The 23,339-nt window shown below is 63.0% G+C and carries 25 protein-coding genes; 9 read left to right on the top strand and 16 right to left on the bottom strand.

From position 1 onward, the window contains the following. Positions 1-72 precede the first annotated feature (72 nt). Entirely contained in the window at positions 73-1,254 is a 1,182-nt protein-coding gene (gene ssuD, locus C1A35_RS22275) for an FMNH2-dependent alkanesulfonate monooxygenase (RefSeq protein ID WP_199772996.1), read from the top strand. After that, complete coding sequence (locus C1A35_RS22270; protein WP_234822945.1) at positions 1,251-2,732, top strand: FAD/NAD(P)-binding protein; 1,482 nt, start codon at positions 1,251-1,253, stop codon at positions 2,730-2,732. Before ssuD ends, C1A35_RS22270 begins: the two co-directional genes overlap by 4 nt. On the opposite strand, the gene C1A35_RS22265 is transcribed toward C1A35_RS22270, so the two are convergent. The 5 genes from C1A35_RS22265 to C1A35_RS22245 all read right to left on the bottom strand — a co-directional run bounded on the left by C1A35_RS22265 (position 2,679) and on the right by C1A35_RS22245 (position 6,193). After that, entirely contained in the window at positions 2,679-3,434 is a 756-nt protein-coding gene (locus tag C1A35_RS22265) for an MOSC domain-containing protein (RefSeq protein ID WP_104666428.1), read from the bottom strand. The genes C1A35_RS22270 and C1A35_RS22265 overlap by 54 nt on opposite strands. Next, positions 3,427-4,134, bottom strand: a complete 708-nt coding sequence (locus tag C1A35_RS22260) for a glutamine amidotransferase (RefSeq protein WP_104666427.1) — start codon at positions 4,132-4,134, stop codon at positions 3,427-3,429. Before C1A35_RS22260 ends, C1A35_RS22265 begins: the two co-directional genes overlap by 8 nt. Positions 4,135-4,161: 27 nt before the next feature. Further along, the gene (locus C1A35_RS22255; RefSeq protein ID WP_104666426.1) at positions 4,162-4,713 is read right to left on the bottom strand and encodes a peroxiredoxin family protein; all 552 of its coding nucleotides are present in this window, start codon (positions 4,711-4,713) and stop codon (positions 4,162-4,164) included. Between the two features lie 62 nt (positions 4,714-4,775). Beyond that, positions 4,776-5,324, bottom strand: a complete 549-nt coding sequence (locus tag C1A35_RS22250; protein ID WP_104666425.1) for a carboxymuconolactone decarboxylase family protein — start codon at positions 5,322-5,324, stop codon at positions 4,776-4,778. A gap of 212 nt (positions 5,325-5,536) precedes the next feature. Further along, positions 5,537-6,193, bottom strand: a complete 657-nt coding sequence (locus tag C1A35_RS22245) for a MarR family winged helix-turn-helix transcriptional regulator (RefSeq protein ID WP_104666424.1) — start codon at positions 6,191-6,193, stop codon at positions 5,537-5,539. A gap of 151 nt (positions 6,194-6,344) precedes the next feature. Between C1A35_RS22245 and C1A35_RS22240 the strand changes: the two genes are divergently transcribed. The 3 genes from C1A35_RS22240 (at position 6,345) to C1A35_RS22230 (ending at position 8,607) form a co-directional block, all read left to right on the top strand. After that, the gene (locus C1A35_RS22240) at positions 6,345-6,791 is read left to right on the top strand and encodes a pseudoazurin (RefSeq protein ID WP_440271551.1); all 447 of its coding nucleotides are present in this window, start codon (positions 6,345-6,347) and stop codon (positions 6,789-6,791) included. Positions 6,792-6,907: 116 nt separating this feature from the next. Then, a complete protein-coding gene (locus tag C1A35_RS22235) occupies positions 6,908-7,450 on the top strand; it encodes an MgtC/SapB family protein (RefSeq protein WP_104666423.1) in 543 nt (180 codons plus the stop codon). Positions 7,451-7,578: 128 nt separating this feature from the next. After that, a complete protein-coding gene (locus tag C1A35_RS22230; RefSeq protein WP_104666422.1) occupies positions 7,579-8,607 on the top strand; it encodes an alpha/beta hydrolase family protein in 1,029 nt (342 codons plus the stop codon). Here the strand turns inward: C1A35_RS22230 and C1A35_RS22225 are convergent. Beyond that, the gene (locus C1A35_RS22225; protein WP_234822944.1) at positions 8,567-10,066 is read right to left on the bottom strand and encodes a helix-turn-helix domain-containing protein; all 1,500 of its coding nucleotides are present in this window, start codon (positions 10,064-10,066) and stop codon (positions 8,567-8,569) included. The two genes, C1A35_RS22230 and C1A35_RS22225, sit on opposite strands and share 41 nt — an antisense overlap. Before the next feature lie 10 nt (positions 10,067-10,076). Between C1A35_RS22225 and C1A35_RS22220 the strand changes: the two genes are divergently transcribed. Together C1A35_RS22220 and C1A35_RS22215 are read left to right on the top strand one after the other, a co-directional pair. Further along, a complete protein-coding gene (locus C1A35_RS22220) occupies positions 10,077-11,960 on the top strand; it encodes a patatin-like phospholipase family protein (RefSeq protein ID WP_104666420.1) in 1,884 nt (627 codons plus the stop codon). A 368-nt stretch (positions 11,961-12,328) separates the two neighbouring features. Then, positions 12,329-12,790 (top strand): histidine kinase, encoded by a 462-nt coding sequence (locus C1A35_RS22215; protein WP_104666419.1) that lies wholly within the window; start codon positions 12,329-12,331, stop codon positions 12,788-12,790. 199 nt (positions 12,791-12,989) lie between these two features. On the opposite strand, the gene ppk2 is transcribed toward C1A35_RS22215, so the two are convergent. The 5 genes from ppk2 to C1A35_RS22190 form a co-directional block, all read right to left on the bottom strand. Further along, positions 12,990-13,844 carry a polyphosphate kinase 2 gene (gene ppk2, locus C1A35_RS22210; protein WP_199772995.1) on the bottom strand — a complete coding sequence of 285 codons (855 nt, stop codon included), beginning with the start codon at positions 13,842-13,844 and terminating at the stop codon, positions 12,990-12,992. Continuing rightward, on the bottom strand, positions 13,831-15,594 hold the full coding sequence (locus C1A35_RS22205; RefSeq protein WP_104666417.1) for a SulP family inorganic anion transporter: 1,764 nt from the start codon (positions 15,592-15,594) through the stop codon (positions 13,831-13,833). Before C1A35_RS22205 ends, ppk2 begins: the two co-directional genes overlap by 14 nt. A gap of 397 nt (positions 15,595-15,991) precedes the next feature. Next, on the bottom strand, positions 15,992-16,462 hold the full coding sequence (locus C1A35_RS22200; RefSeq protein WP_104666416.1) for a BA14K family protein: 471 nt from the start codon (positions 16,460-16,462) through the stop codon (positions 15,992-15,994). A 102-nt stretch (positions 16,463-16,564) separates the two neighbouring features. Continuing rightward, a complete protein-coding gene (locus C1A35_RS22195; protein WP_104666415.1) occupies positions 16,565-16,975 on the bottom strand; it encodes a hypothetical protein in 411 nt (136 codons plus the stop codon). A 178-nt stretch (positions 16,976-17,153) separates the two neighbouring features. Continuing rightward, positions 17,154-18,119: an alpha/beta fold hydrolase gene (locus C1A35_RS22190; RefSeq protein WP_234822943.1), complete on the bottom strand. Its 966-nt coding sequence runs from the start codon at positions 18,117-18,119 to the stop codon at positions 17,154-17,156. 102 nt (positions 18,120-18,221) lie between these two features. Here C1A35_RS22190 and C1A35_RS22185 point away from each other — a divergent pair, with 102 nt between their 5' ends. After that, positions 18,222-18,683 carry an RrF2 family transcriptional regulator gene (locus C1A35_RS22185; RefSeq protein ID WP_104666457.1) on the top strand — a complete coding sequence of 154 codons (462 nt, stop codon included), beginning with the start codon at positions 18,222-18,224 and terminating at the stop codon, positions 18,681-18,683. A gap of 168 nt (positions 18,684-18,851) precedes the next feature. Beyond that, positions 18,852-19,097 (top strand): LysR substrate-binding domain-containing protein, encoded by a 246-nt coding sequence (locus C1A35_RS22180; protein WP_104666414.1) that lies wholly within the window; start codon positions 18,852-18,854, stop codon positions 19,095-19,097. Positions 19,098-19,103: 6 nt separating this feature from the next. On the opposite strand, the gene C1A35_RS22175 is transcribed toward C1A35_RS22180, so the two are convergent. From C1A35_RS22175 to msrA, 5 genes are all read right to left on the bottom strand, one after another. Further along, on the bottom strand, positions 19,104-19,988 hold the full coding sequence (locus C1A35_RS22175) for a DMT family transporter (RefSeq protein ID WP_104666413.1): 885 nt from the start codon (positions 19,986-19,988) through the stop codon (positions 19,104-19,106). A gap of 250 nt (positions 19,989-20,238) precedes the next feature. After that, positions 20,239-20,589: a ribbon-helix-helix domain-containing protein gene (locus C1A35_RS22170; protein ID WP_104666412.1), complete on the bottom strand. Its 351-nt coding sequence runs from the start codon at positions 20,587-20,589 to the stop codon at positions 20,239-20,241. A 24-nt stretch (positions 20,590-20,613) separates the two neighbouring features. Further along, on the bottom strand, positions 20,614-21,210 hold the full coding sequence (locus tag C1A35_RS22165; RefSeq protein ID WP_034802015.1) for a DJ-1/PfpI family protein: 597 nt from the start codon (positions 21,208-21,210) through the stop codon (positions 20,614-20,616). Positions 21,211-21,366: 156 nt separating this feature from the next. Further along, the gene (locus tag C1A35_RS22160) at positions 21,367-22,593 is read right to left on the bottom strand and encodes a bifunctional alpha/beta hydrolase/OsmC family protein (protein ID WP_104666411.1); all 1,227 of its coding nucleotides are present in this window, start codon (positions 22,591-22,593) and stop codon (positions 21,367-21,369) included. Positions 22,594-22,692: 99 nt separating this feature from the next. Further along, positions 22,693-23,199: a peptide-methionine (S)-S-oxide reductase MsrA gene (gene msrA / locus C1A35_RS22155; protein ID WP_104666410.1), complete on the bottom strand. Its 507-nt coding sequence runs from the start codon at positions 23,197-23,199 to the stop codon at positions 22,693-22,695. Between the last annotated feature and the right edge of the window lie 140 nt (positions 23,200-23,339).

Raw genomic sequence — 23,339 nt, 5'->3', positions numbered from 1 at the left:
AGTTTATGCTTTTTGGCGATAGAGGACGGCCCCGGCTGTCGTCTCAAGGAGTCTGTGAGGAGGCTTGCGCGAATGGGAACTGTGCCCAACGAAATCCCCGAGAAGATCAATGTGTTGTGGTTCTTGCCGACCCACGGCGACAGCCGCTATCTCGGAACCACGCGCGGTGGGCGAAACGTCGATCTCAACTATCTCAAGCAGGTGGCGCAGGCCGCCGATACGCTCGGCTACCACGGCGTGCTCATTCCCACCGGTCGTAGCTGCGAGGACAGTTGGGTGGTGGCCTCGGCGCTGGCGCCGCTCACCGAAAAGCTGCGATTCCTGATCGCTGTTCGGCCCGGCCTGCTTTCGCCGACGCTTGCCGCACGCATGACCGCGACGCTGGACCGCCTCTCCGGCGGGCGGCTGCTGATCAACGTCGTAACCGGCGGCGATCCGATCGAGAACAAGGGCGACGGCATCCACCTCGCGCATGGCGAACGCTACGAGGTCACCGAGGAGTTCCTGAACATCTACAAGGCGGTGCTTCGCGGGGAAGAGGTCGATTTCAAGGGGAACCACTTCGATATCGAGGGCGGCAAACTCCTGTTTCCGTGCGTGCAGCAGCCCCACCCGCCACTCTATTTCGGCGGTTCTTCCGGCAAGGGGCAGGAGGTCGCAGCGCGCACGATCGACAAGTACCTGACCTGGGGCGAGCCGGTCGAGGACGTCGCCCGGAAGATCGCCGAAGTCCGCGCCTTGGCCGATGCCGAGGGCAGGGAGGTCACCTTCGGCATCCGTCTTCATGTCATCGTTCGCGAAACCGCAAGGGAGGCATGGCAGGCGGCCGACGAACTGATACAATATGTGGACGACGAAACGATTGCCGCCGCACAGAAGGTGTTCGAGCGCATGGATTCGGTTGGTCAGAGCCGCATGAGTCGCCTGCATGGCGGTCGGCGCGACAAGCTCGAAATTGCTCCCAATCTCTGGGCCGGCGTCGGCCTGGTGCGCGGAGGCGCCGGAACGGCGCTCGTCGGCGATCCCGATCAAGTCAAGGCGCGCATGGAAGAGTACCGGCAAATCGGCATCGACAGCTTCATCCTGTCCGGTTACCCGCATCTGGAAGAGGCCTATCGTTTCGGCGAGCTGGTTCTGCCCCACCTGCCGCTGGCGCATGCCATTCCGGCCCGCGAGACCTCGATCAACACCGGGCCATTCGGCGAAACCATCGCCGGCGATCATCGTCCAAAGCTGAAGGTCTCGCAATCGTGACGGGCTCACGGCGAACGGTGGTTGCGATTGTCGGCGGCGGTTTCACCGGCGCCGTGGTGGCGGCAAACCTCGCGCGCAATGCGGCCAGCGACGGCGCGGCGATCGTCGTCTTCGAGCCGCGAGGCCGGCTCGGGGCGGGCCTTGCCTATGATACCGGCAATCCCGCCCATCGCACCAACGTGCCTGCGGCGCGCATGAGCCTCGTTCCGGATGATCCCGACGACTTCCTGAATTGGCTCTCGGCCCGTGGCGAACCGCGGGGCGACCCGGACGCAAGAGCGGCCGACGGCAATCTCTATGTGCGGCGAGCGGTGTTCGGGCGATATGTCGGCGAGTTTGTCGCTCCGTTCGTCAGAAGCGGCAAGGTCGTGCATCGGCGCGAACGTGTCGAGCGCATCGAGCGGGATGGAACGCGCTGGCGGTTGCGCTCCGACGCGGGCACGGAACTGCTGGCCGATATCGTCGTGATCGCCACGACGCATCCCGCGCCATGCGCGCCGAAAAACCTGGCTCAGGCGCTCGATGGCCACCCGCGTTTCGTCGCCGACACCACCGTCGCCGGCTCGCTCGCGTGCCTTCGCCCCGATGACCATGTTCTGGTGCTTGGAAACGGCCTGACGGCGGCGGATGTGATCGCCTCGCTGAGGCTCGCCGACCATCGCGGCGCGATCGTCGCCCTGTCGCGCCGTGGCCTGCGTTCGCGCGGCCATGCAGGAAAAACGCAGGAGCCGTTCGGCGATTTCGTCAGCGACCCCGCGACAACGGCACTCGGGCTGCTTCGAAGGGTCCGTCTGGCCGTCCGGCAGGCCGCGGTCGTCGGGCTGAGCTGGCATGCGGTTTTCGACGCCCTGCGCGGCCAGGGCGGGCAAGTCTGGCGGGCGTTGCCGGTGGCGGAGCGACGCCGCCTCGTGCAGCGCTTGCGACCGTTCTGGGACGCACACCGCTTCCGCGTGGCGCCGCAGATCGACGACGCGATCCGGCAGGCGATCGACGCCGGGCAGCTGCGCATCCTCGCCGCTTCGATCGAAGGCGTCGAACGCTATGGCCAGGTCGTTGCGGTCGATATCCGACACCGGCAGACGCGCCTGCGGGAACGCCTGTTGTTCGATGCCTGCGTGGTGACGACCGGCCCGGCGCATACCGGCATTCTTTCGAGCCAGGGCTGGCTGGCGGATCTGGCGTCGAAGGGCTGGCTGCGCGCCGACAGCGTCGGGCTCGGACTTGCCTGCGACGAAACGAGCCGGGCGATCGGCGCTGGCGGGACGGCGGAAAGGTCGCTGATCGTTGCCGGGCCGCTGGCGCGTGGCACGTTCGGCGAGCTCATGGGCCTGCCGCAGGTCAACGATCATGCGATCTTCATTGCCAATGAGATCGCCGAGATGCTGGCGCAGCCGGAGCGGAGCGCCACCCGCCGCAGGGCGGCGTCATCCGTTCGTCGGCGTCCGGTCACGGCCCTGGGCGGCGTCGCCAGGCGTTGAGGTATGCGCCTCGCCATCGAGCCGGCGCGACCAATCCTCGACAGCCCGTGTCTGCAGGCGCTTGGCCGCATAGTCCCGCCAATTCGGCGGTAGAATGGCGAGGCTTGCGATCTCGCGCAGCGCGTCGCGGTTGAGCGTGTCGACGTAGAGATAGTGCCACAGCCGGGCGATCGTCCATTCCGGGTGGCGGCGTTCGACAAGCTGCATCCCGTCGCCGGGTGAAACCATGCCGGTTTCGATGATGCGGTAGTACCACCCGGTGCGGCCGGTTTGCTGAACGCGGCGCGCCATGTCCGGCAGATCGAAGCGGCGATTGAGCTTCCAGCATGGTTGCCGGCCCTGGCTCACCTCCAGCAGGGCCTCGCCGAGGCGAAACCGATCGCCGACCGCCACATCGCTTTCGGTCAGCCCTAAGGTCGAGACGTTCTCGCCGAACGCGCCCGGCTGCTCCAGCCGGGAAACGCGCCCGATTTCGTCGACCCATGCCCGATAATGGTCGCGTGGGTAGTGATGCACGGCCTTGTCGGGGCCGCCATGCCTCTTGAGATCGCCCTGGTGATCGCCAGCAAGGCCCGTGGAGCCCAGATGCACCGGACCGGCGGCCGGGTGTTTGTCGATGCCGCTCAAGGTTCCCCGCTCGTCGATCGGCGAGAGGGTGCCGATGAGCAGGGCGTCGAGCGCGATCGATGCCGGCTCAACCATCGATGTTCTCCAGCCATTCGACAATCAACGAAGCCGCCGCGACCTCCAGGCGCGGGCCGAGACGTCGGGCATCGGCACGCAGATCCGGCACGCTGAGCCCGGCGGCTGCCAGTTCGCAGGCGTGACCGACGAGCCAGCGTTCGAATGCCGCGCCAGCTTCGGCCTCCGGGTGAAACTGAAGCGCGAGCACGGTCGTTCCGCGTGCGAAGGCTTGCTGGACGGTCTGCGGCGTCGATGCCAGCAGGTCCGTGCCGGCGGGCAGATCGTAGGTGTCGCCGTGCCAATGGAGAACGGCGACGTCAGCCAGATGGCGCAGCGGCGAGGCCTGGCCTGCGGCGGTGAGGCTCAGTGGCGAAAATCCGATCTCCTTGTCACCGGAGGCGTAGACGTGGGCGCCGAGCGCCCGGGCGATCAACTGGGCGCCGAGGCAGATGCCGAGCGTTGGCCGGTCGCCGGCAAGGCGCGCCTGAAGCATGGCGATCTCTTCGGCGACGAAGGGATAGGCCTCGTCTTCATAGACGCCGATCGGGCCCCCGAGCACGATGACGAGATCGGGTTCCAATGGATCGAAAGACAGGTAGTTTTCGTCGCCGACATCGCGGTATTCGATTTCGAAGCCCGCCGCCCGCAGCGGTCCGGAAAAGCTGCCGAGATCTTCGAAATGCACATGCCTGAGGGCGAGCGCCTTTCTGGTCGTCATCGTCTGTTTCTCCATGCTTTAAGGGCTTTAGCCGACCCGGGCGCCGGGGATGCAGCCGTCGCTGGTACACCCGGCCTCAGCGGTCGTCGTTACGAGATCGGGGATCGGGGCGGCGATGAGCGTGGCAAGACGCGCGCCGATGACCATGTCGTCCTCTATGCCGAAACGGTGGTGTTCGATCTTGCCGTCGCGGCCGATGATGATCGCCGTCGGCGTGCCCCGCATGCCGTAGCGTTCCATGGTTTTCGGTATCGGTCCCCGGTCGGAAGGCTCGTCGACGGCGATCGGAAAGGTCAGTCTGTATTCATGAATGAAAGCCTGCAGCGCTTCCGGCGTCATGACCGCGTGATGCTCGAACACCGAATGCAGGCCGATGACCTGAAGGTCGGTGTCGCGGAAAATGCTCTGGACACGCTGGGTCTGTGGCAGGCCGTGCGAAACGCAGGCGGGGCAGAGCATCTGAAACGCATGAAGGAACACGACCCGGCCGCGAAGCTGCGCGAGGCTCAAGCGTTCCGGCGTGTTGAACCAGGTTGAAACGGCGAGTTCCGGAGCCGCGATCCTGTGATTGCTGTTCATTGTCCTCATCTCCAAGGCGGCCGGGCGAGCGCTCGTCGCCCGGCCATTGCGACAGGCGCGGATCAGGCGGCTTCGCGAACGAGCTTCACGCCGGGGAAATCGACCGGAACGGCAAGCGCGACGTTGACGTAATTGGTGAACAGGTTGAGCGCGACATGGGCGATGATCTCGATGACGTCCTGGTCGTCGAAGCCGGCGTCGCGCAAGGCGCGCAGATCCGCATCGGATACCTGTCCGCGCGCTTCGACGAGTTTCTGCGCGAAGGCAAGGGCCGCCGCCGTCCTCGGATCGGAGGATTTGCCGCGCTGCGCATTCGTCATCTCTTCGGCACTGGCGCCTGCCTTGCGGCCAAGGGCGGTGTGAGCCGCCAGGCAATAGTGGCAATCGTTGCGATCGGCGACCGCAACGGCAATCTGCTCGCCGAGTTTCGCGCCGAGGCGCCCGTTGCCGAGCGCGCCGAAGGAGCCCCACATGCTGGCAAGGGCTGCCGGCGAATTGGCGACGGCCCGGAACATGTTGGGCGTCACCCCGAAGGCCGAGCGGATTTCGCCAAGCAGTTCGGCGCTGGGACCGGTTGCCGAAACGGGGTCGACTAGATTAATTCTGCTCATGGTTTTCTCTTTCTGTTTGCGTGGAGGGAGAAAATTGCCGGTCCGCCGATGGCAGTCGTCGGACCGGCGCCGACATCATCGTCTGTCCGGTTGCACAGGAAACAGTGCTCGCGAAGTCCGATGGTGAAGCTTTTTGCGATCGCACCGGAGGGGCTCCGAGACGCGCTCGGAACCGCCGGACCCGGCGGTGGCGGCTGTATCGTTTCGCATGATCAGACCGTCTCTCGATTGAAAATGCGCCAGGCGGCCCGTTGCGCCTCGAGCTCGGCCGTTTCGTATTCGCCGCAGTCGATGCGCAGTTCCGCCGGCCCGAAGGCGGCATCGACGAACGCGCAATGATGCGGCGCTTTCGGGTCGTCATAGGCATGTGGCCGGAAGTAGCGACAGTTGACGCACATGCGCTGTTCCGGAATGGCACCGGCCGTCTGCAGGCGGCGGATGATCTTGATAAGGTGCATGAGCAGATCCTGCTGCTCGAGCCTCGAAAGCGAGGCTATGGCATCCTCCGTTGCAGAGGCGAGCCGCCCTGCCTGACGGACGGCATCCTCGCCGGCCGGCGTCGTTGCGACAGAAAGGGCGCGCGCGTCGCTCGGATCCGGCCGCTTTTCGACCAGCCCCTTGCGCAAGAGCGCATTGACCGAATCCGTCGTTGTCGGCTGGCTGACGCCGAGATAGCCGGCGATCTGCTTGACCCGCATTCCGCTCCGGCCGCGGGCAATCAGGAAGGTCAGGATCTGCAACTGCGTCGGATTGAGGCCGATCGCCTCTGCGCTCGCCCAGGCTTCGGTGCGCATGGCCGTTGCCACGCGGGAAAGGCCGTCGCCGATCCGGTCGACCAGGGCAGGTGTGGTGTCAGGTTCCGTGCTCATAGGGGCGATAAATATAGGAATCCTATCTATTGTCAATACCGACGAAAAAGCGACGCGAATTTGACGCGCATCAAAGTGGAGGGCTCGTCTCAGGCTTAAGTCTTCTCTCGAACAACCCGAGCACGGGCTGGTCGCTCAAATGGAGAAGACGATGTTGAATGCAATCAAGAGCGGACTTGGTATCGCGATCGCGGCAATGCTGGTCGCCGCACCGGCAGCCGCCGCAGACTTCGAAGTGCACATGCTGAACAAGGGCAAGGATGGCGCAATGGTTTTCGAGCCGGCGTCGCTGAAAGTTGCCCCCGGCGACACGGTCACCTTCATCCCTACCGACAAGGGGCATAACGTCGAAACCATCAAGGGCATGATCCCCGATGGCGCCGAAGCTTTCAAAAGCAAGATCAACGAAAACTACAAGGTCACGTTCACGGCCCCCGGCCTCTACGGCGTCAAGTGCACGCCGCATTACGGCATGGGCATGGTGGGTGTCGTTCAGGTCGGCGATGCGCCAGCCAATCTTGACGCCGCGAAGGCCGCCAAGAACCCGAAAAAGGCGCAGGAACGCCTGGACGCCGCACTCGCAGCCCTCGGCAACTGATCAATCGGGCACGACTTCGGAGCGGGGTGGGGACAGGCCGCTCCTGGCGCCTGCGCACTGGGTGAGGCCGGGCGCCATCATGCGGAACCAATGCGAAGGCTTTGCGTTGGTTCCGCATGGATCAGATCACCGCCGAATTGTTCCCGCCGTCGCAAATTCCCTATGCGGTCATTTTTGCGCGCATCCTTGGCGCGCTGGTGATGGGCGCGGTCATCGGCTTCGAGCGCGAGATCAAGGCGCGACCGGCCGGCCTCAAGACTCATATGCTCGTCTGCCTTGCAGCCTGCACCTTCGGCATCATCTCGATGGAGAGCGTGCGGCTTGGCGACTTCTTCGACGACCGCGTCCGGATCGATCCGTTGCGGGTCGTTGAGGCAGTGACGGCCGGTGTCGCTTTCCTTGCCGCCGGCACGATCGTGCTGTCTCGCGGCGAGGTTCAGGGTCTGACGACCGGCGCCAGCCTCTGGCTCGCCGGCGCGATCGGCATTTCTGTCGGATTCGGCCATTGGATCGTTGCGGGCCTCGCGGTCGGTTCCGCATTTGCAGTGCTCACTCTCATCGGCCACTTGGAGGCAAGAGCCATTCGGCACGAAAAGCCGGATGTCGAGCCGCAGGAAGAGGCGAACAGCGAGCCTGGTAAAAAGCAGGCCAAACGATAGGTCTCGCCGACGCGTCAGCGCAGAGAAGCCGAATGTTATCGGTTGCGTTTCGTCCTCGATCGCGTTCGAGGTCGCCGATCCGCCGCTCTCAGGACATGCAGGCCAGGTTTCCAACCTAAGGGGCTTTCATGTTCAGATCCTTCGTTTTCGCCGGCGCGCTGTGGCTGCATGCTGCAGTGCTGGCCCATGCAGCAGATAAGATCGGCTTTCGCGAGGCCGACCTCGATATCGACGGCGCGCGCCCCCTCCACGTGGCGTTCTGGTATCCCACCCGGGATCAGGCAGTTGCCGTGACCGTTGGCGAAAACCGGGCCTTTTACGGGATCGGCGCCATCAGGGATGCGGTGGTCGCAGACAGGACACGCCCGCGCGTGGTGCTTTCCCACGGCTATGGCGGCAATTGGCGCAATATGAACTGGCTGGCCGCCAAGCTGGTCGAGCAGGGCTATGTCGTTGCGGCGCCGGATCATCCCGGCACGACCACGTTCAACAGGGATGCCAAGCTTGCGGCCGCCCTATCGGAGCGCCCACGTGATCTGACCCGGGTCATCGACGCCATCCTTGCCGATCAGGCACTCGTCGGCAAAGTCGACGAAAGCCGGATTGCGGCCGTTGGGCACTCGCTCGGCGGATGGACCGTCAGTGCTCTGGCCGGCGCGCGGTTCGATATCGATCGCTTTCGACAGGATTGCCGGACGAATGCGAGCCCGCGCGCCTGCAGCCTCAGCGAAGAATTGGGTCTTGACCGCCCCGAACTCGAAAGCGATCTGCGCGATCCTCGGCTTGGCGCTTTCGTCTCTCTCGATCTGGGACTGGCACGCGGATTCGATCCTGACGATCTGGCGCGTCTTCGCGTCCCGTCACTCGTCCTTGCTGCGGGCATCGATGTTGGCGACATGCCGGCAAGGCTCGAATCCGGCTATCTCGCCGCGCACTTGCCGAAAGCCACGTCTGCCTATGTCGAGATTGCCGACGCGATGCATTTCAGCTTCATGCAGACGTGCAAGCCAGGGGCTGCGGAGTTGATCGAGGCGGAAACGCCCGGCGATGGCATCGTCTGCAGAGACGGTGGACTTCGGGGGCGGGAAGAGATCCACGATGAGATAGCTTCACGCGTCATCGAGTTCCTGGCGAAGGCGATCCCGGCTGCGCCGTAACCGCATCGCTTGCGTCACCCGTATTCCCGCGGCGGTACTCACGTGGCGTCGTGCCGGTCACTCTCAGGAACTCTCGGTTGAAGTTGGATTTGGTCTGGAAGCCCGACTCCAGCATGGCTGCGGTGATCGGCAGATTGGTCTCTTGCAGCAGGCGCATCGCTTCGCGAACGCGGTATTCGTTCACGACCTGCGACACGTTGCGGGAAGAGGTGCGGTTGATGGCAGCGGATATCTGCCTGGAGGGTATCGCCAGCCTGCGCGACAATCGGCGCAAGGTCAGATCCGGGTCGCGAAACAGCTCCTTGTCTCGCATCGCAGCCTCGATCGTTTCGACGATATGGCGGTGGTGGTTTTCGGTGGCGGCGTGTGCGGTGGTGGGGAATTCCGCCGCCACCGACGTCTCTTCGGGCAAAGAGGCGTCGCTCTCCGGCACGCTCCGCCCCATCACGGCGATTGCGTAGGAAACGAGGGGCAGCGTCAGCATGTTGGCTGCCGCGACGATCGATGCGGCGTGGCTTCCGCGATAAAGGTCGAAGTCGGCTGCGATCAGGAGATCGATCATTCCGGATGCCGACAGGAGGCCCGCCACGACAAGCACTGCACGGCGTGCTTCCCCGCCATCAGCCAGCCGAGCGTTGTCGAAGTTGCCGTGCGACACGAAAGCCTTGTGAGCGAGCGATGCGGCATAGCCGAAGTAGAGAAGGGCCAGAACAAGGTCGATCGGCGAATGCCAGTTTTGCCATGAGGCGGAGAGGATCAGGATCGTGACCGGAACGAGCAGATGAGGCCAGTATCGTCGCCGATATGGCGCGCGCAGCTCTGAAAAACAAAACCATGCGATGGGCGGCAGCAGGGCCGCGACGACCGGTTGGAGGAACCGTATCCACCGAAGGTCCGTGGTCCAGCGCAGGCCGACCGTCACGACCAGGAGGATGCAGGCGGCGACGAAAACCGTTGTCGGCCGAAAAAAGCGATCACGTTGGGCGACGATGCGAACGAACAGGACCGCAAGCAGCAGCGCGACCACGAACGGCAATGGGATGGAAGGCATCATGTCGCCCCGCAAACGGAGCCGATCGCGCGCCCGTTGCAATCGGCATCGCGGCGGCGCGGTCGAACCCAACCCGCAAATCCGCGATTCTGCGGGTTGCTGGCGGGCAAGCTCGATCGTTGGGCGAGGGACAGAGGAAACTGCGGAAGCGTTGCGGTCATGTTGCGCATGGGCGGTGTAAGACGTCGCGATATAGGGCACGATTGAAACGACGTTGCAATGCCGATTGGTGCCTGCACAGATAGGTTGTGGTCGGCCAGGCGCCCTGGCCCCCGCGCCAAAGCGTGTCGATAAAGGGGCTTCTTCAGCCTGTTTGCCCGGTGCACGCCTGCTCGCCGTCTTGTTCGACGAGGAAATCTGTTCGGAAATCCGGTCGAAACGGCTAAGCTTGTTAGCTGTCTGCTTCAAGGAAGGTTCAATGGACGCCACCGGTTCCCTTGCCGCCAAGCTGTTGTCTGAGACTTTGATGTTCGACCAGACGTCACTGGCGGCACTGGAGGCTTTGGCTGCCAACTCCGATCGCGGGATCGTGCGGCGCGGGGAGATCCTCGTCCGCGAGGGAGAGCCGTCGGATCGTTTTTTCGTCGTCCTGTCCGGCCGTTTCACGGTGCACAGGGCTGACGTGGCCGCACCGGTTGCCGAAATAGGGCAGGGTGAGCTCGTCGGAGAAGTCGGTTTCTTCGCCGGCCTGCCGCGCATGGCCACCGTCGTTGCCGCTCGCGATTCCATCGTTCTGTCGATCGGCATTCAACAGTTCGAAAGGGCGGCGAGCGCGCTACCGAGCCTGCGCCAATCCGTCACGACGTTTCTTGCGCGCCGGTTTGCGATGCAGGCGCCGGCATCGCCCCATGCGAAGGAGCCCTGCCGGGTCCGGACGCTCGCCGTCGTGCCGGCCGGACAGAGCCGCATTTCTCCCATTTTTATCGAACTCCTGCGCAGCGCATTCGCCGCCTCCACGCGCACGGCCTTCCTGGCGAGGAGTGATATAGAAGAGCGCTTCCCCGGCGTTCCGGTCGATGACCAGCCCGTGCTGGACTGGCTCAACCAACTGGAGGCCAAGGCCGGGATCATCGTTTACATCGCCGACGAGGAGCCGAGCGATTGGACGCGTGTCTGCATCCGCCAGGCCGACGGCGTCCTGTTGGTGGGCGATGCGTCCGGTCAGGGGAAGTTGAACCGATCCGAACAGCTGGCGCTCTCAGTGCATTCCCCCTCCAGCCTTCGGTTGGTGCTGGTGCACGGAAGGCGCGCAGCCGCCGTCTCCGGGACCGCCGACTGGCTCGACGAGCGTCCCCGCATCCGGCAGCATCACCACGTTGCACTGGAAGACGGGGGCGACGTCGAGCGACTGGTGCGCTTCGTCTCCGGTGAGGCGCGTGGGTTTGTCGCGGCTGGTGGTGGCTCCCTCGGATGCGCGCATCTCGGCGTTCACAAGGCCTTCATCGAGGCAGGCGCTGCCTTCGATTATCTTGGAGGCACCAGTTCGGGTGCGGCGATGATGGCGGGTTTCGCCCGCGGCATGAGCGCTGACGAGATCAACCGCGGGACGCATGAGATCTTCGTCCGCAGTCGTGCGTTTCGGCGCCTCACCGTGCCGCAATACGCACTGCTCGATCACAAGGTGCTCGATCGCACCCTGCAAGTGGAATACGGCGACGTGCTCATCGAGGATCTCTGGCTGCCTTTCTTCGCGCTGTCGACCAATCTCTCCAGCGGCCAGGCGCATGTTCATCGCCGCGGCAAGCTTTGGCAGGCGGTGAGGGCGTCGGGCTCGATCCCCGGCGTCCTGCCGCCCTTCTTTACGGCCGACGGCGACATGCTGGTCGACGGGGCGATCATGAACAACCTGCCGCTGGAGCAGATGAAAGAACTGAAGACCGGCCCCAACGTCGTCGTCAGTCTCGGCGGGGGCGGACCGGGAAAACATCATGTCGATTACGATAGCATTCCCGGCGCGTCCGAGTTGACCGTTCGGCTGCTGAACCCATTTGGTCGCTCCGGCCTGCCGAAGATTCCCAACATGATCCAGGTCATTGCGGCGAGCATGCTTGCGCACAGGCCTCAGGAAATCGCGCTCGGCGAAAGGGACATCCTGATTTCCCCACCCGTTTCGACGGCGATCAGCTTCATGGATTGGAGCCAGCATTCCGAGCTGTTTGCCGAAGCCTACCAATGGACAAGACGGTGGATCGCCGAACGCCTCGACGAGGACGATCCGAGGATGGAGGCTATCTTTGGCCTGCCGGTCCGCCCCGGTTTGCCGGAAACATATGGCGGCGTTCAGGGGCGTTCCGCGCTCTAGGCGGCGCTCTGCCTTCTGCAGGCCCGACCATTGCCGATGGGGCGCTTCAAGGGGTGAACGCGGGCGGAGTTCCCGCTGGTGCCATCACCTTTGTTGAATTGTCAACGTCCCCTTGCGGTTGTAGTATTTTAGGATAGCCTTGTGACGGGAAAGCTGGCGGCGGCTTCCCGATCTGCAATGAAAAGACCAACGAATAGAGGGTCATCGGAGATAAAGCGGCTCTCATTCGAAAAATGTTTCGTCCCCGAACTGGGCTAATGTTCGGGCTCCCTTGAGTGTAACTTCGGGACGTTTCTGGTCATGTGATACACGTAACTCGTGTATCGCTCCGTTACAGAGCGCCCATTGGCTTGAAGTGGATCGACGTGATGTCTGACAACAAGAATGCCGGCGCACCTGTGAGTGCACAGGACCTTAGAATGCAGATGCTTCAGCGTGAAATGGACGAGATGGACAAGGAGCGGCGGCTAAAGGCCATCGAAGAGCAAAAGCACGCCGACTTTGCCGCGGACTTTCTCAAGAAACATGTAACGGAAGAGGAAATCGCCATCGTCCGCCGGCTGGTCGCGAACGCCGTGAAGGCCGGCAAGTTCGAAGCGATGGTCTACAGCTTTCCATCCGAGCTTTGCACCGACAGTGGCCGCGCAATCAACAGCGGCGACCGGGATTGGCCGGAGACGCTGCAGGGAAAGGCGAAAGAGTTCTTTGAACGCTATCAGACCTTCGGCAAGCCCAATGGCTACAAGCTGAAGGCGATGATCATCAACTTCCCCGGCGGCGTGCCCGGTGACGTCGGGTTCTTCCTGAACTGGGCGCCCGACAAGGCCTGAGCGAGCGCCCAAGGTGAAATTATGACGCCTCCGGCGCTGGGCTCTGGCGATAGAGGAGGCCTTGAAAGCCCGCGCGGTCCGGCGCGGGCTTTGACGTCTTGAAGCGTTGCGCGAACAGGCTTCACACACCGGGCTTTGAACTCTTGTTCTTACGCATGTCGTTGCCGCAAAACTGCAGCACATCTTGGCGCGACATGCATTAGAAGACGTCGGGCACTGTTCTGCGCACGTGGTCGTCCTCCGCAAAGCCATCGGGCCGCTTCTGGCGCTTGCCGAGATCGGGCTCTGAAAATTTCACCCGCTCGTACGGGATCGATGAGAGAATGTGCGTGATGCAGTTGATGCGGGCTCGCTTCTTGTCATCCGACGGAACGATCCACCAGGGCGCATACTCAGTGTCGGTCATGCGGATCATCTCATTGTAGGCGCGGGTATAATCCCACCAGCGGCGATAGGATTCGACGTCCATCGGGCTGAGTTTCCACTGGCGCAACGGATCGGCAATCCGCTGCCGGAAGCGCAGTTCCTGCTCCTTCTCGCTGACGTCGAGGAAGTATTTGAGCAGGATGATGCCGCTTTCGACCATTGCCGCTTCGAAGCGCGGTGCCAGCTCGAGAAAGCGCCGTGCGCTGTCATCCGAGCAGAAGCCCATGACACGTTCGACGCCGGGACGATTGTACCAGGAGCGGTCAAAGATCACGATCTCGCCCGCAGCCGGCAGGTGCTGGATATAGCGCTGCATGTAGATTTGCGACTTCTCCCGGTCCGTCGGCGCCGGCAGGGCCGTGACCCGGAAGACGCGCGGGCTGACACGTTCGGTCAGCCGTTTGATCACGCCGCCCTTGCCGGCCGCATCGCGACCTTCGAAGATAATGACGATGCGCGCGCCGGTCTTCTTCACCCAGGCCTGCAGGTGAGCGGTTTCCTCCTGCAGGTGGGCCAGTTCCTTGGCATAGTCCCCGGAAGGCCGCTCCTCCGACGCGGTTGTGGGGTTGGCGATTTCGCGCTCGTTCTTGTCTTTGCCCTTCTTCCTCTTGCCGTCATGCTTGCCCATTCTTCCCTCCCGTTTCGGTATGGACATCTGGCTTGATCTCGACGGAGCCGGCCGGTTGCCCGCCGCCTCGTCCGTATTTGGCTTCGTATGCGTCGAGCGCATCTTCGATCCCCTCGAAGATCATGCCCGGCCCGATCTTTTCGACGACCCCGGAGCGCTCGAGCAGGGCACGCGCGTCGGTGTGCAGCTCGGCCAGACCGAGCGCAATGCCGCGGCCCTTCAGGTCACCCTGCAGTTCTCCAAGCATGTCTGCGGCGGTACTGTCGATCTGCGGAATGGCGCTCGCGTCGATCACCAGCCAGCGGGCGGGATGCGGCAAACTCTGGGCGATCGCCTCCAGCCGTTCGCGAACGTAGTCGGCGTTGTAGAAAAGCAGGCTGTCCTGAATCATGCAGGCGCCGAAGCCTGGGACCGGGCGTGCCTCGGGCATGCGATGCAGCTTGTAGAAGCCGTCCCGCCCGGGGATGCGACCCAGAATGGCGTCGTGCGGATACATGGTCTGCAGGATGAGATAGACCAGTGTCGCGGCGATGGCGATGACCACGCCGTTCAGCACGCCGAGGCCGATCGGTCCCCAAAGGGCAATCAGGGCGAAAACGAACTCGATGCGGTTGACGCTCCAGATTCGCCTGAGGCCGTCGATGTCGATCAGGCTGAGCGCTGTTGCCGCCAGGATCGCGCCGAGCGCGGCGACGGGCAGAATGCGCAGGACGTCGCCGAGAAACAGCAGCACCGCCATCAGGGCTCCCGCCGCAACGAGGCTTGCGATCTGCGACCGCCCGCCGACGGCGAAGTTCACGGCTGTGCGCGAGTCGGACGCCGTCACCGGAAAGGTCCCGAACAGGCCTGCCGCGATGTTGGCGGCGCCAAACCCGCTCAATTCACGGTTCGGATCGACGCGGTAGCCGCCGAGTGCGGCGAAGCTGCGCGCTGCGATGACGCCGGAACCGAAGCTGACAAGGAAGATCGCCGCGCCGCCCGTGAGCAAGGTATCGATCGGCAGACCCCCGAGCCGAGGCAGGATGAAGGACGGCAACCCGTCGGGGATGTTGCCGACCACCGTCATGCCGCGCCCCTCGAAATCGAACAGGTAGGACAGCAGCACGGCGACGAAGACGACGATCACAGGGCCGGGAATTGGCGAGCGGTAGATGCGGGCGACCTGCAGTAGCGCAAAACAGGCCAAGGCAAACATCAAGGTCGGCCAGTGGATGGAGCCAGCCTGTCTCAGAAGTTCAAGAATGGGGCTGACGAGCCCCTCCGACTCGATCTGGACGCCGGTGAAGCGCTTGATCTGTCCAACCAGGATCGAGAGGGAAATGCCGGCAAAGAAGCCTGTGAGAATGGGGCGCGACAGGAAGGTCGCGAGCACGCCGAGACGCACGAGGCGGGCCACCAGACAGAGAATGCCGACGATGAGCGCAAGCAGTGCTGCAGCCGTTACGCGGTCGGCGGCACCGGAGGACGCGGCAAACACCGTCGTCAGCACGGCCGCAAGCACGGTCATCGTTGCCGCGTCCGGCCCGACGATCAACTGCCGCGATGGACCGAAGAGAGCATAGGCGACGAGGGGCGTGATGCTTGCATAAAGGCCTGTCTCCGGCGGCAGGCCGGCGATGGCCGGATAGGCAATTGCACTCGGCAGCCCCACGGCAGCAATGGCGACGCCGGCGGAGACGTCGTTGCGCAGCCAGCTTCCCTGATACCCTTTGAGGTTGTCCAGAAGCGGCAGGCGAGGCAGGTTCAGCATGCTGATGATCCCCGGGGCCGTCGCCCTCCAAAGGTGCACTAAATGCTACAATTCTGGCCACGCGAGCTGCGCAAACAATGCACTCTACCATTGCGTACATTAGGGATGCAAAACTTTCCTTCTGCCTGTTACGACAAAAAGAGCAAAGGTTGCAGTCAATTAGCGAGCTGCGCGGCGTAAGCCATCTCGCGAGCGCCGCCGCCAATCCCTCGATCTCTCGGAACATCGACCGCGTCGAGGTCGGGCAGCCATGCGGATGTTACCGGTTTTGCATCCGGCGCCTCCAGCTTCCGGTCGACGCACACTTTTGCGTGCCGCTGACTTGGATTTAGCCGGCGGCAGCCGTCTGTCTGTGCACGACGTCAGGAAGCCCGGCGCAGGCGGGCTTCAAAGGCGTTCAGTAATAGGGGGAGACGCACACCTGTCGTGGCCCGTAATAGGGTTGGAACGTGTCATCGTAGGCCCTGTAGGATCGGTAGCGGGCGTAGCACCAGCGGACGTGCGCGCTGCCTCCATAATAGGTTTGACGATAGTAGCGCGGCGCATAGTAACGCGGGGCGTAGTAGGTCGAGCCGTAGTAGCCTTCGTCGTAATAGCCCGGGCCATAGTAGCGCGGCTGCGCCAGCAATCCGCCAATGATCGTGCCGGCGGCCAGTCCGCCGAGCGCCCAGGCCCAATCGTCGCCGCCGTCGTGATGATGCCCGCGGTAGTAACCGCCGTGATAGCCACCGCCATGGCGCCTGTACTGGACCGGTTGTACCTGAGATGCCTCGATCCCCGCCGAAACGGTCGGGGGAAACGCCATGGCCGGCGGAACGCTTGTGGTCGCCGCCGCCAGTGACAAGGCAAAGATAGCTAGCCTCTTCATCGGCTTCACCTTCCTTCCACCCCGCGCCCGATTATAGCGCGGAAGCGGCCGGATGGCACTTCGTTTTGCAGGGCGTTTCCGGCGCAGCGATCGGGCGGCGGCCTATTTGACGACGGTGACGGTCAACACGCCTTCTTCGATCTTTCCGTCCTCATAGGGCGAGCGGATGACGAGCCTGTCGCGACCGGTGTAGCCGGGGTTCGGCGTATAGTAAGCGACGACGCCATTCACCTTGGTCGTCGCGCATTTCGACTGCTTACCCACCAGCTTGGGATAAACTGCTTCGCGGACAATCTCGAGGCGGCCGTGTTTGGGCTGCTCGGCAACCGTCATCGCCGGATAGTCGATTTGATTGCAGTCGTCGTCGATATGCCAGTTCTTGGCAACGAGCGTCTTCACGCCGCCGCGCGCCGTGATCGACAGGGTCTGCTGCCTGGAACTGTCGGAGGTTGTCGTGCAGGCCGACAGGGAGATCGCGGCCGCGGCCAGTACCAGACATCTAACGGTTTTCACTGGGATCCTGAGATTGTATTGAGTTTGAGTTTGCGTTTGCGTTTGTTGAGACCTGGAGCGTGTCGTACCCACAGAGATGCGCTCGCCCGAGTTCCATGCGCTTTGCGGTTGCAATCATGCATATCTTTGTCTCGCGGGATAGGGGACACCCCCTCGCTTCCAACTGAGATCGCCGCTTTCAGACATACCCGGCAAACCGGATGAGGACTTCGTTGACGAAATCAGGACGCTCCTGGGGCAGCCAATGGCCGCTGCCGGGCACGATGATCTTCTCCTTGAGCTGCGGGACGAGGTTCGGCATCGCATCGATAATTTCCTGCATCCCGGGGATGGCGAGGCCCGGGTCGCGTTCGCCGATCATGAAGAGGGCGGGAACTTCGATCGTCACGCCGGCAAGGGCGGCTTGCAGCTGCCAGTTGCGATCGAGGTTTCGATAATAGTTCAGCCCTCCGCGAAAGCCGGTCGTGGCAAAGGCGCTCGTGTAGGCGTCGAGGTCTGCGTCGGTGAGCCACGTCGGCCTTCTGTCGGGCAGCGGCGCAAGCAGTCCATGCCGACGCGATACCATGCCGAACGGATTGGGTGTCTGCTCCCCCGTTCCTCGCGGGCCGGCTTCTGCGGAGGCAGCGAAGAGGATCTTTCTGAGCGTCTGGCCGATGTCGCGCTCAAGCTCTGCCTCGGCGACGTCGGGCTCCTGGAAGTAGAGCGTATACAATTCGGCTTCGTCGGTTCGCGGGAAGATCCGGGTGGGCGGTACGGGCGGCTGCCCCATCATCGGCACACTCATGGCGACGATCCCGCGAAACCGGTCGGGCCGCATCAGCGCCGCCTGCCAGGCAACGGTCGCGCCCCAGTCGCTACCGACAAGGATGGCCGTTGGCACATCAAGGCTATCCAGCAGGGCGACCATATCGCCGACGATGTGAAACACGCTGTATTCGTCGGCTGATGGTGGACATTCGGTGAGACCGTAGCCGCGCATGTCAGGCGCAATCGCGCGAAAACCCGCGTCGGCAAGCGCCGGTATCTGGTGTCGCCAGGCACGGGACGTTTCCGGGAAGCCATGGCAGAGAAGAACGACCGGCCCTTTTCCCTCTTCGACAAAGCTCATGCGAATGGTTCGGGTCTGGGCAGTGCGCGCCTGCATCTTCGTTCCTTCTCGACAGCTGAATACTGTAATTGTATAAGTTACGGAAACGCATGACGTCAAGCATCGCGTAACATTAATTGTTACGATAAGGGGAGCGGAATGAAGCAGGACAGCCGGTTGGCGCGGATGATCCATGTGCTCATCCACATGGCATTGCTCGGTGGGCGGGAAACGTCGGAGACCATCGCCAAGATGCTGAACACCAACCCGGTCGTCGTCCGCCGGACGATGGGTGCGTTGAAACGCAAGGGTGTCGTCGGCTCCGAAGGCGGCCGGGGAGGGGGCTGGGCGCTTCTGCGGCCGCTCGACCAGCTGACGGTTTTCGACGTGCAGCGGGCTTTGGATGAAGGACAGGTCCTGACGGCCGGCGTGTCCGAGGACCATCCGACCTGCCCTGTGGAACGGGCGGCGAATGCGGCGCTGGTGGGCGCATTCGAACAGGCCGAACGGACCCTGCTCAAGGAGTTTGCCGAACTCAGGCTTTCGACGATCGCGGAGCGCGCGATGAAGGATGTTCCGGGCTCTCCCGGCGGGGCAGCTCAACGGGATCACCAAGCCTGAGGGCGCCGCGCATGTGGTCGGTGAACTCTTTGATTTTCGCAGGCGGCCTGCGCGGATCTCGCCGGATGTTCTGGCGCCGGCGCCGGTCCTTCTCTATGAGCCCGGCGGAAACACACGAAGGATCGTAGACGAGTGGTGGTCCGCAGCGGCACATCCTTGAAACCACTGATGATCCTGGGGAGCGTCGAGGCCATCAAGGGGATGGTGAAGGCCGGTCTCGGCTGCGCCGTGCTTCCGGGGATGGCTGTCGCCGACAAGGAAAGCCAGGGAGAGCTTGTGGTCGGGCCCCTTACGCCAAAGCTAAGCCGGCGGCTCTGCGTGATCGTCCGGCAGGACAAGCGTCTTGATATCGGCCTTCGAAAGACGCTGGCTTGCCCTCAAGTCGCCGTCGGCCGCGGAGCGGCCAACCAGTGAACAGAGTTAGGATCGCGACGCCGACTGCCGTCTTGCCAATTGGTGCTCGCGCCAGATCGTAAAAAGGCCGGCGCCGACGACGATGAGGGCGCCGACAATCATGTTGTGGGTTATCGTCTCGTCAAACAGGAGGACCGCGAACATCACGTTGAGGACCAGCTGAAAATAGGTGATGGGCTGGACTTCGGCTGCCGGCAGCAGTCCGTAGGCTCTGATGAGAAAATAGTGGCTGAGCGTGCCGCAGACGCAAAGTGCGGCGAGTGCAAACCAATCGGTGGGCTCGACGTCGGTCCAGTAGAACGGCCCGATCATGGAAATCGCCACGGCGCCGACAACACCCGCATAAAAGAGGCTCGTGACGGCGGAATCTTCGCGGCTGACTGCGCGGGTAGCGATGCTGTAGAGCGCGAAAAGGACGGATGCTGCAAGCGGTAGCAGCAGCGACATGTCGAAATGCACGTTCACGGGATTGATGATCACGAGAACGCCGATCAGGCCGATCAGGATGGCCGCACCGCGTCGCCATCCCACAGTCTCCCCCAGAAGCGGGATAGAGAGGATGGTGATGATCAACGGCGTCGCCTGAAAGATCGACTGGCTCATGGCGAGCCCGGCGTGAACATAGGAAATGACGATGACGACGATTTCCGCGACGAGCAGCAGGCCTCGTACAATCTGCAGCCAGGGATGGCGCGTCCGAGCGGTGTTTCGAAGTCCGCCCGAGGACGACGCGGCGAAAGCGAGGACGAAAAGCGCAAACGCCCAGAACCGGATCATTGTGATGAACAGCGCGGGATAGCGGTCGCCAAGATACTTGGTGATGGCGTCCTGGCCCGCAAAAATGCAAATGGCGAGGAAGGCAAACATATAACCGCGGGTCTTGGGGCTCATCACGCTACAAACTCAGAATCGCTGGCCACCTGAATAGCACAGTCTTCCCGCCGGGGCTTGAACCAAACGGCGGCGTGCACCCAACGACCGGATCTCCTGTCTGATCGTTGGGGTTAGGTCCGATGGTTGCAGAGTTGTGCGCCGGGCAGGCGAGGGGTGCCGACCGGCGAAGCACGTCGGTCGTTGGGCGGGGCGGTCACAGAACGGCGCTGCCACGCGCGGGGCGAGCCTTGCCCAGCCTTGCTCAGCCTCAGTGGTATTTTTCCTGCTCGCGCGTGAGGATCGCCGGAGCGTTGAGCCCGGCGATCGGTTGATTGACGTCCGTGGGAACATCTCCCGAGAGCTGAAGATCGAGATAGCGCGCGCAGCAGACCCTCAGGAACGAGGTGAAGTTCCCGAGGTCGTGGCCGGCATCGATGGACTCGTGATGGAGCTTGGTGATCAGTTGCGTGACGTTCATGCGATCGCGCCGGGCGATCTCCTCAAGCTTCGACCAGAAGAAATTCTCCAGCCGAACGCTCGTCACCATGCCGTCGATGCGCAGCGACCGTGTCGTGCTTTCCCAGAGCCGCGCATCCGCCTTTATGAACAACTCGCACATTTCGCCCCTCCCATGCCTTCCTTTTCAGGCGGCATCCGTTTGTAGCAGGGCCGACGCGTCGAGCACAGCCATGAACTGGCGCAGCCACGACGGGTGCGCGGGCCATGCCGGCGCGGTCACGAGGTTGCCGTCGGCAACTGCATCGCTGATCGCGATGTCCGCATAGATACCGCCGGCAAGCTCGACCTCCGGGCGGCACGCGGGATAGGCAGAACAGGTGCGGCCCTTCAAGACACCGGCGGCCGCCAGCAGTTGCGCGCCGTGGCAGATGGCAGCCACCGGCTTTCCCGCTGCAAAGAAGTGCTGGACGGCCTTGATGACATCCGGGTTGAGACGCAGATACTCGGGCGCGCGGCCGCCGGGTATGACCAGCGCGTCGTAGTCTTCCGCGCGGATCGCGGAAAAGGTGGCGTTGAGTGCGAAATTGTGGCCGCGCTTTTCGGAATAGGTCTGGTCGCCTTCGAAATCATGGATCGCGGTCGCGACCGTCTCGCCGGCATTCTTGCCGGGGCAGACGGCATGGACGGTATGGCCGCAGGCAAGCAGCGTCTGGAACGGCACCATCGTTTCGTAGTCTTCGGTGAAGTCACCGGTGATCATCAGAATTTTCGAGTTTGCCATGTGTTTCCTCCCAAGAACCAATGGAGGGAGCTTAACAACTCGAGCGACGCAGCGGGTACTAGCGGAATACTACAAGAACAATTCCGCGCGCTTCGCGCTTGCCCAACGGGAAGCGATTGGCATGGTGCGGGATTTCTGTGCTGCGTGGTCCGCGAGCTAACTTACTGACGTCGTCACCTTGGCGATGCCTTCCAATGTGCGGTGAACCGGGCACTTGTCGGCAATTTCCGCGATCTTGGAGCGAAGCTCATCCGAAACCTCGCCATCGACCGATATGATCCGCTCGAACCGGTCGATCTTTCCGCCGTCGGCGCGTTCCGAGGCGGCGCAATCCTCGCAGTCGCGCGCATGGATCTTGGAGTGCGAGACTTCCACCTTGATGCGTCCGAGCGCCAGCTTCTTGTGGTCGGCATAGAGACGCAACGTCATGGAGGTGCAGGCGGCAAGGCCAATCGACAGGTAGTCATAGGGCGATGGTCCGGAATCCAGTCCGCCGACGCTTTGTGGCTCATCGGCAAAGAGGCGATGCTTGCCGGCATGCACTGCGTTCTGAAACTTGCCTTCGCCCGTTTCCGTCACCTGGACCTGTTCCATTGGCTCGGCGCCCTGCGGATTGTCGGCCACGAGATAGCGGCTCAACCACCCGGCAATGATCCGGGCGGCGTAAGCGGCATCGGCCGGATCGGTCAGCAGATGGTCGGCCTTATCCAGCGAAACGAAGCTCTTGGGATGTTTCGCCGCGCGGAAGAGGTCGCTTGCGTTCTCAATGCCGACCGTTTGATCCAGTGGCGCATGAAGGAGAAGAACGGGTTTTTTGAGCGTTGCGACAGCATCGAGAATGCGGTGCGCGCAGGCGTCGTCCACGAATTGCTTCCTTATCAGGAACTTGCGGCCGGCAAGATCGACCTCGGCTACACCGTTCTCTTGGATTTCCTCAAGACTCGATCCGAAGTTCTTCAGGACATGGCCGACATCGGCGGGCGCGCCGATCGTGGCCACCGCACGGACTTCGGGAACCTCCCCGGCAACCGCAAAGACCGCGGCGCCGCCGAGGGAATGGCCGATCAGCAACGACGGCGCCTCGAAGTGTTGGCGCAGATAGTCGGCGGCGGAGCGCAGGTCGGCGACATTGGAGGAAAAATTCGTCGAGGCGAACTCGCCTTCGCTTGATCCGAGGCCGGTAAAATCAAAGCGTAGGACAGCGATGCCTTCCCGCGCGAGTTCGGCCGAGACCTGGCGCGCCGCCGCCAGATCCTTGGAACAGGTGAAGCAGTGGGCGAAAATCGCATAGGCCCGCACCGGTCCGTTCGGAAGATCGAGACGGGCACCAAGGGTAGCGCCGGAATGGCCTTTGAATTCAAGTCTTTGCGAGTTGAAGTTCATGCGACGCTCCTTTGAGGAGAATGGTCGTTCCGAGGCGACGGCGGTCGGCACCCATGTCCCCAGTGCCTGGTCCTGCGGACATGACTTGACGGGCGTTCGCTACTCCGCCGCGGACCTTTGCGGCAGCACCCAATTCGGCCGCGGGAAGTGGCAGGTGTAACCGTAGGGGTACCGCTCCAGATAATCCTGGTGCTCCGGCTCTGCTTGCCAGAAATCGCCGACGGGTTCGAGTTCCGTCACGACCTTGCCCGGCCACAGGCCGGAGGCTTCAACGTCGGCAATGGTGTCTTCGGCAATGCGCTTCTGTTCGTCATCGACGTAGTAGATCGCCGAGCGATAGGACGTGCCGATGTCGTTGCCCTGGCGATTCTTCGTCGTGGGGTCGTGGATCTGAAAAAACACTTCGAGAATCCGCCGGTAGGAGATCTTCTGCGGATCGAAGACGATCTCGATGCCTTCGGCATGGGTGCCATGGTTGCGGTAGGTGGCGTTGGCCACATCGCCGCCGGTATAGCCCACACGGGTGCCGGTGACGCCAGGGAGCTTGCGGATCAGATCCTGCATTCCCCAGAAGCAACCGCCAGCCAGAACAGCTCTCTCGGTCATTCGGATATCCTCCACATCGTTGATGGCTTTAACTCCTCCGGCTGCGCGCCGGCGCGCCGGACGTGGCTGTAATATAGGAACGCGTTTCGCCGAGATCAGCAGGCCGGCTCCAAATCTGAGGCTTGGCTCGGAGCGTGTCG

This window comes from Ensifer adhaerens, from assembly GCF_002940685.1.
Lineage (GTDB): Bacteria > Pseudomonadota > Alphaproteobacteria > Rhizobiales > Rhizobiaceae > Ensifer > Ensifer adhaerens_E.
This window is presented reverse-complemented; position numbering and strand designations above follow the sequence as displayed.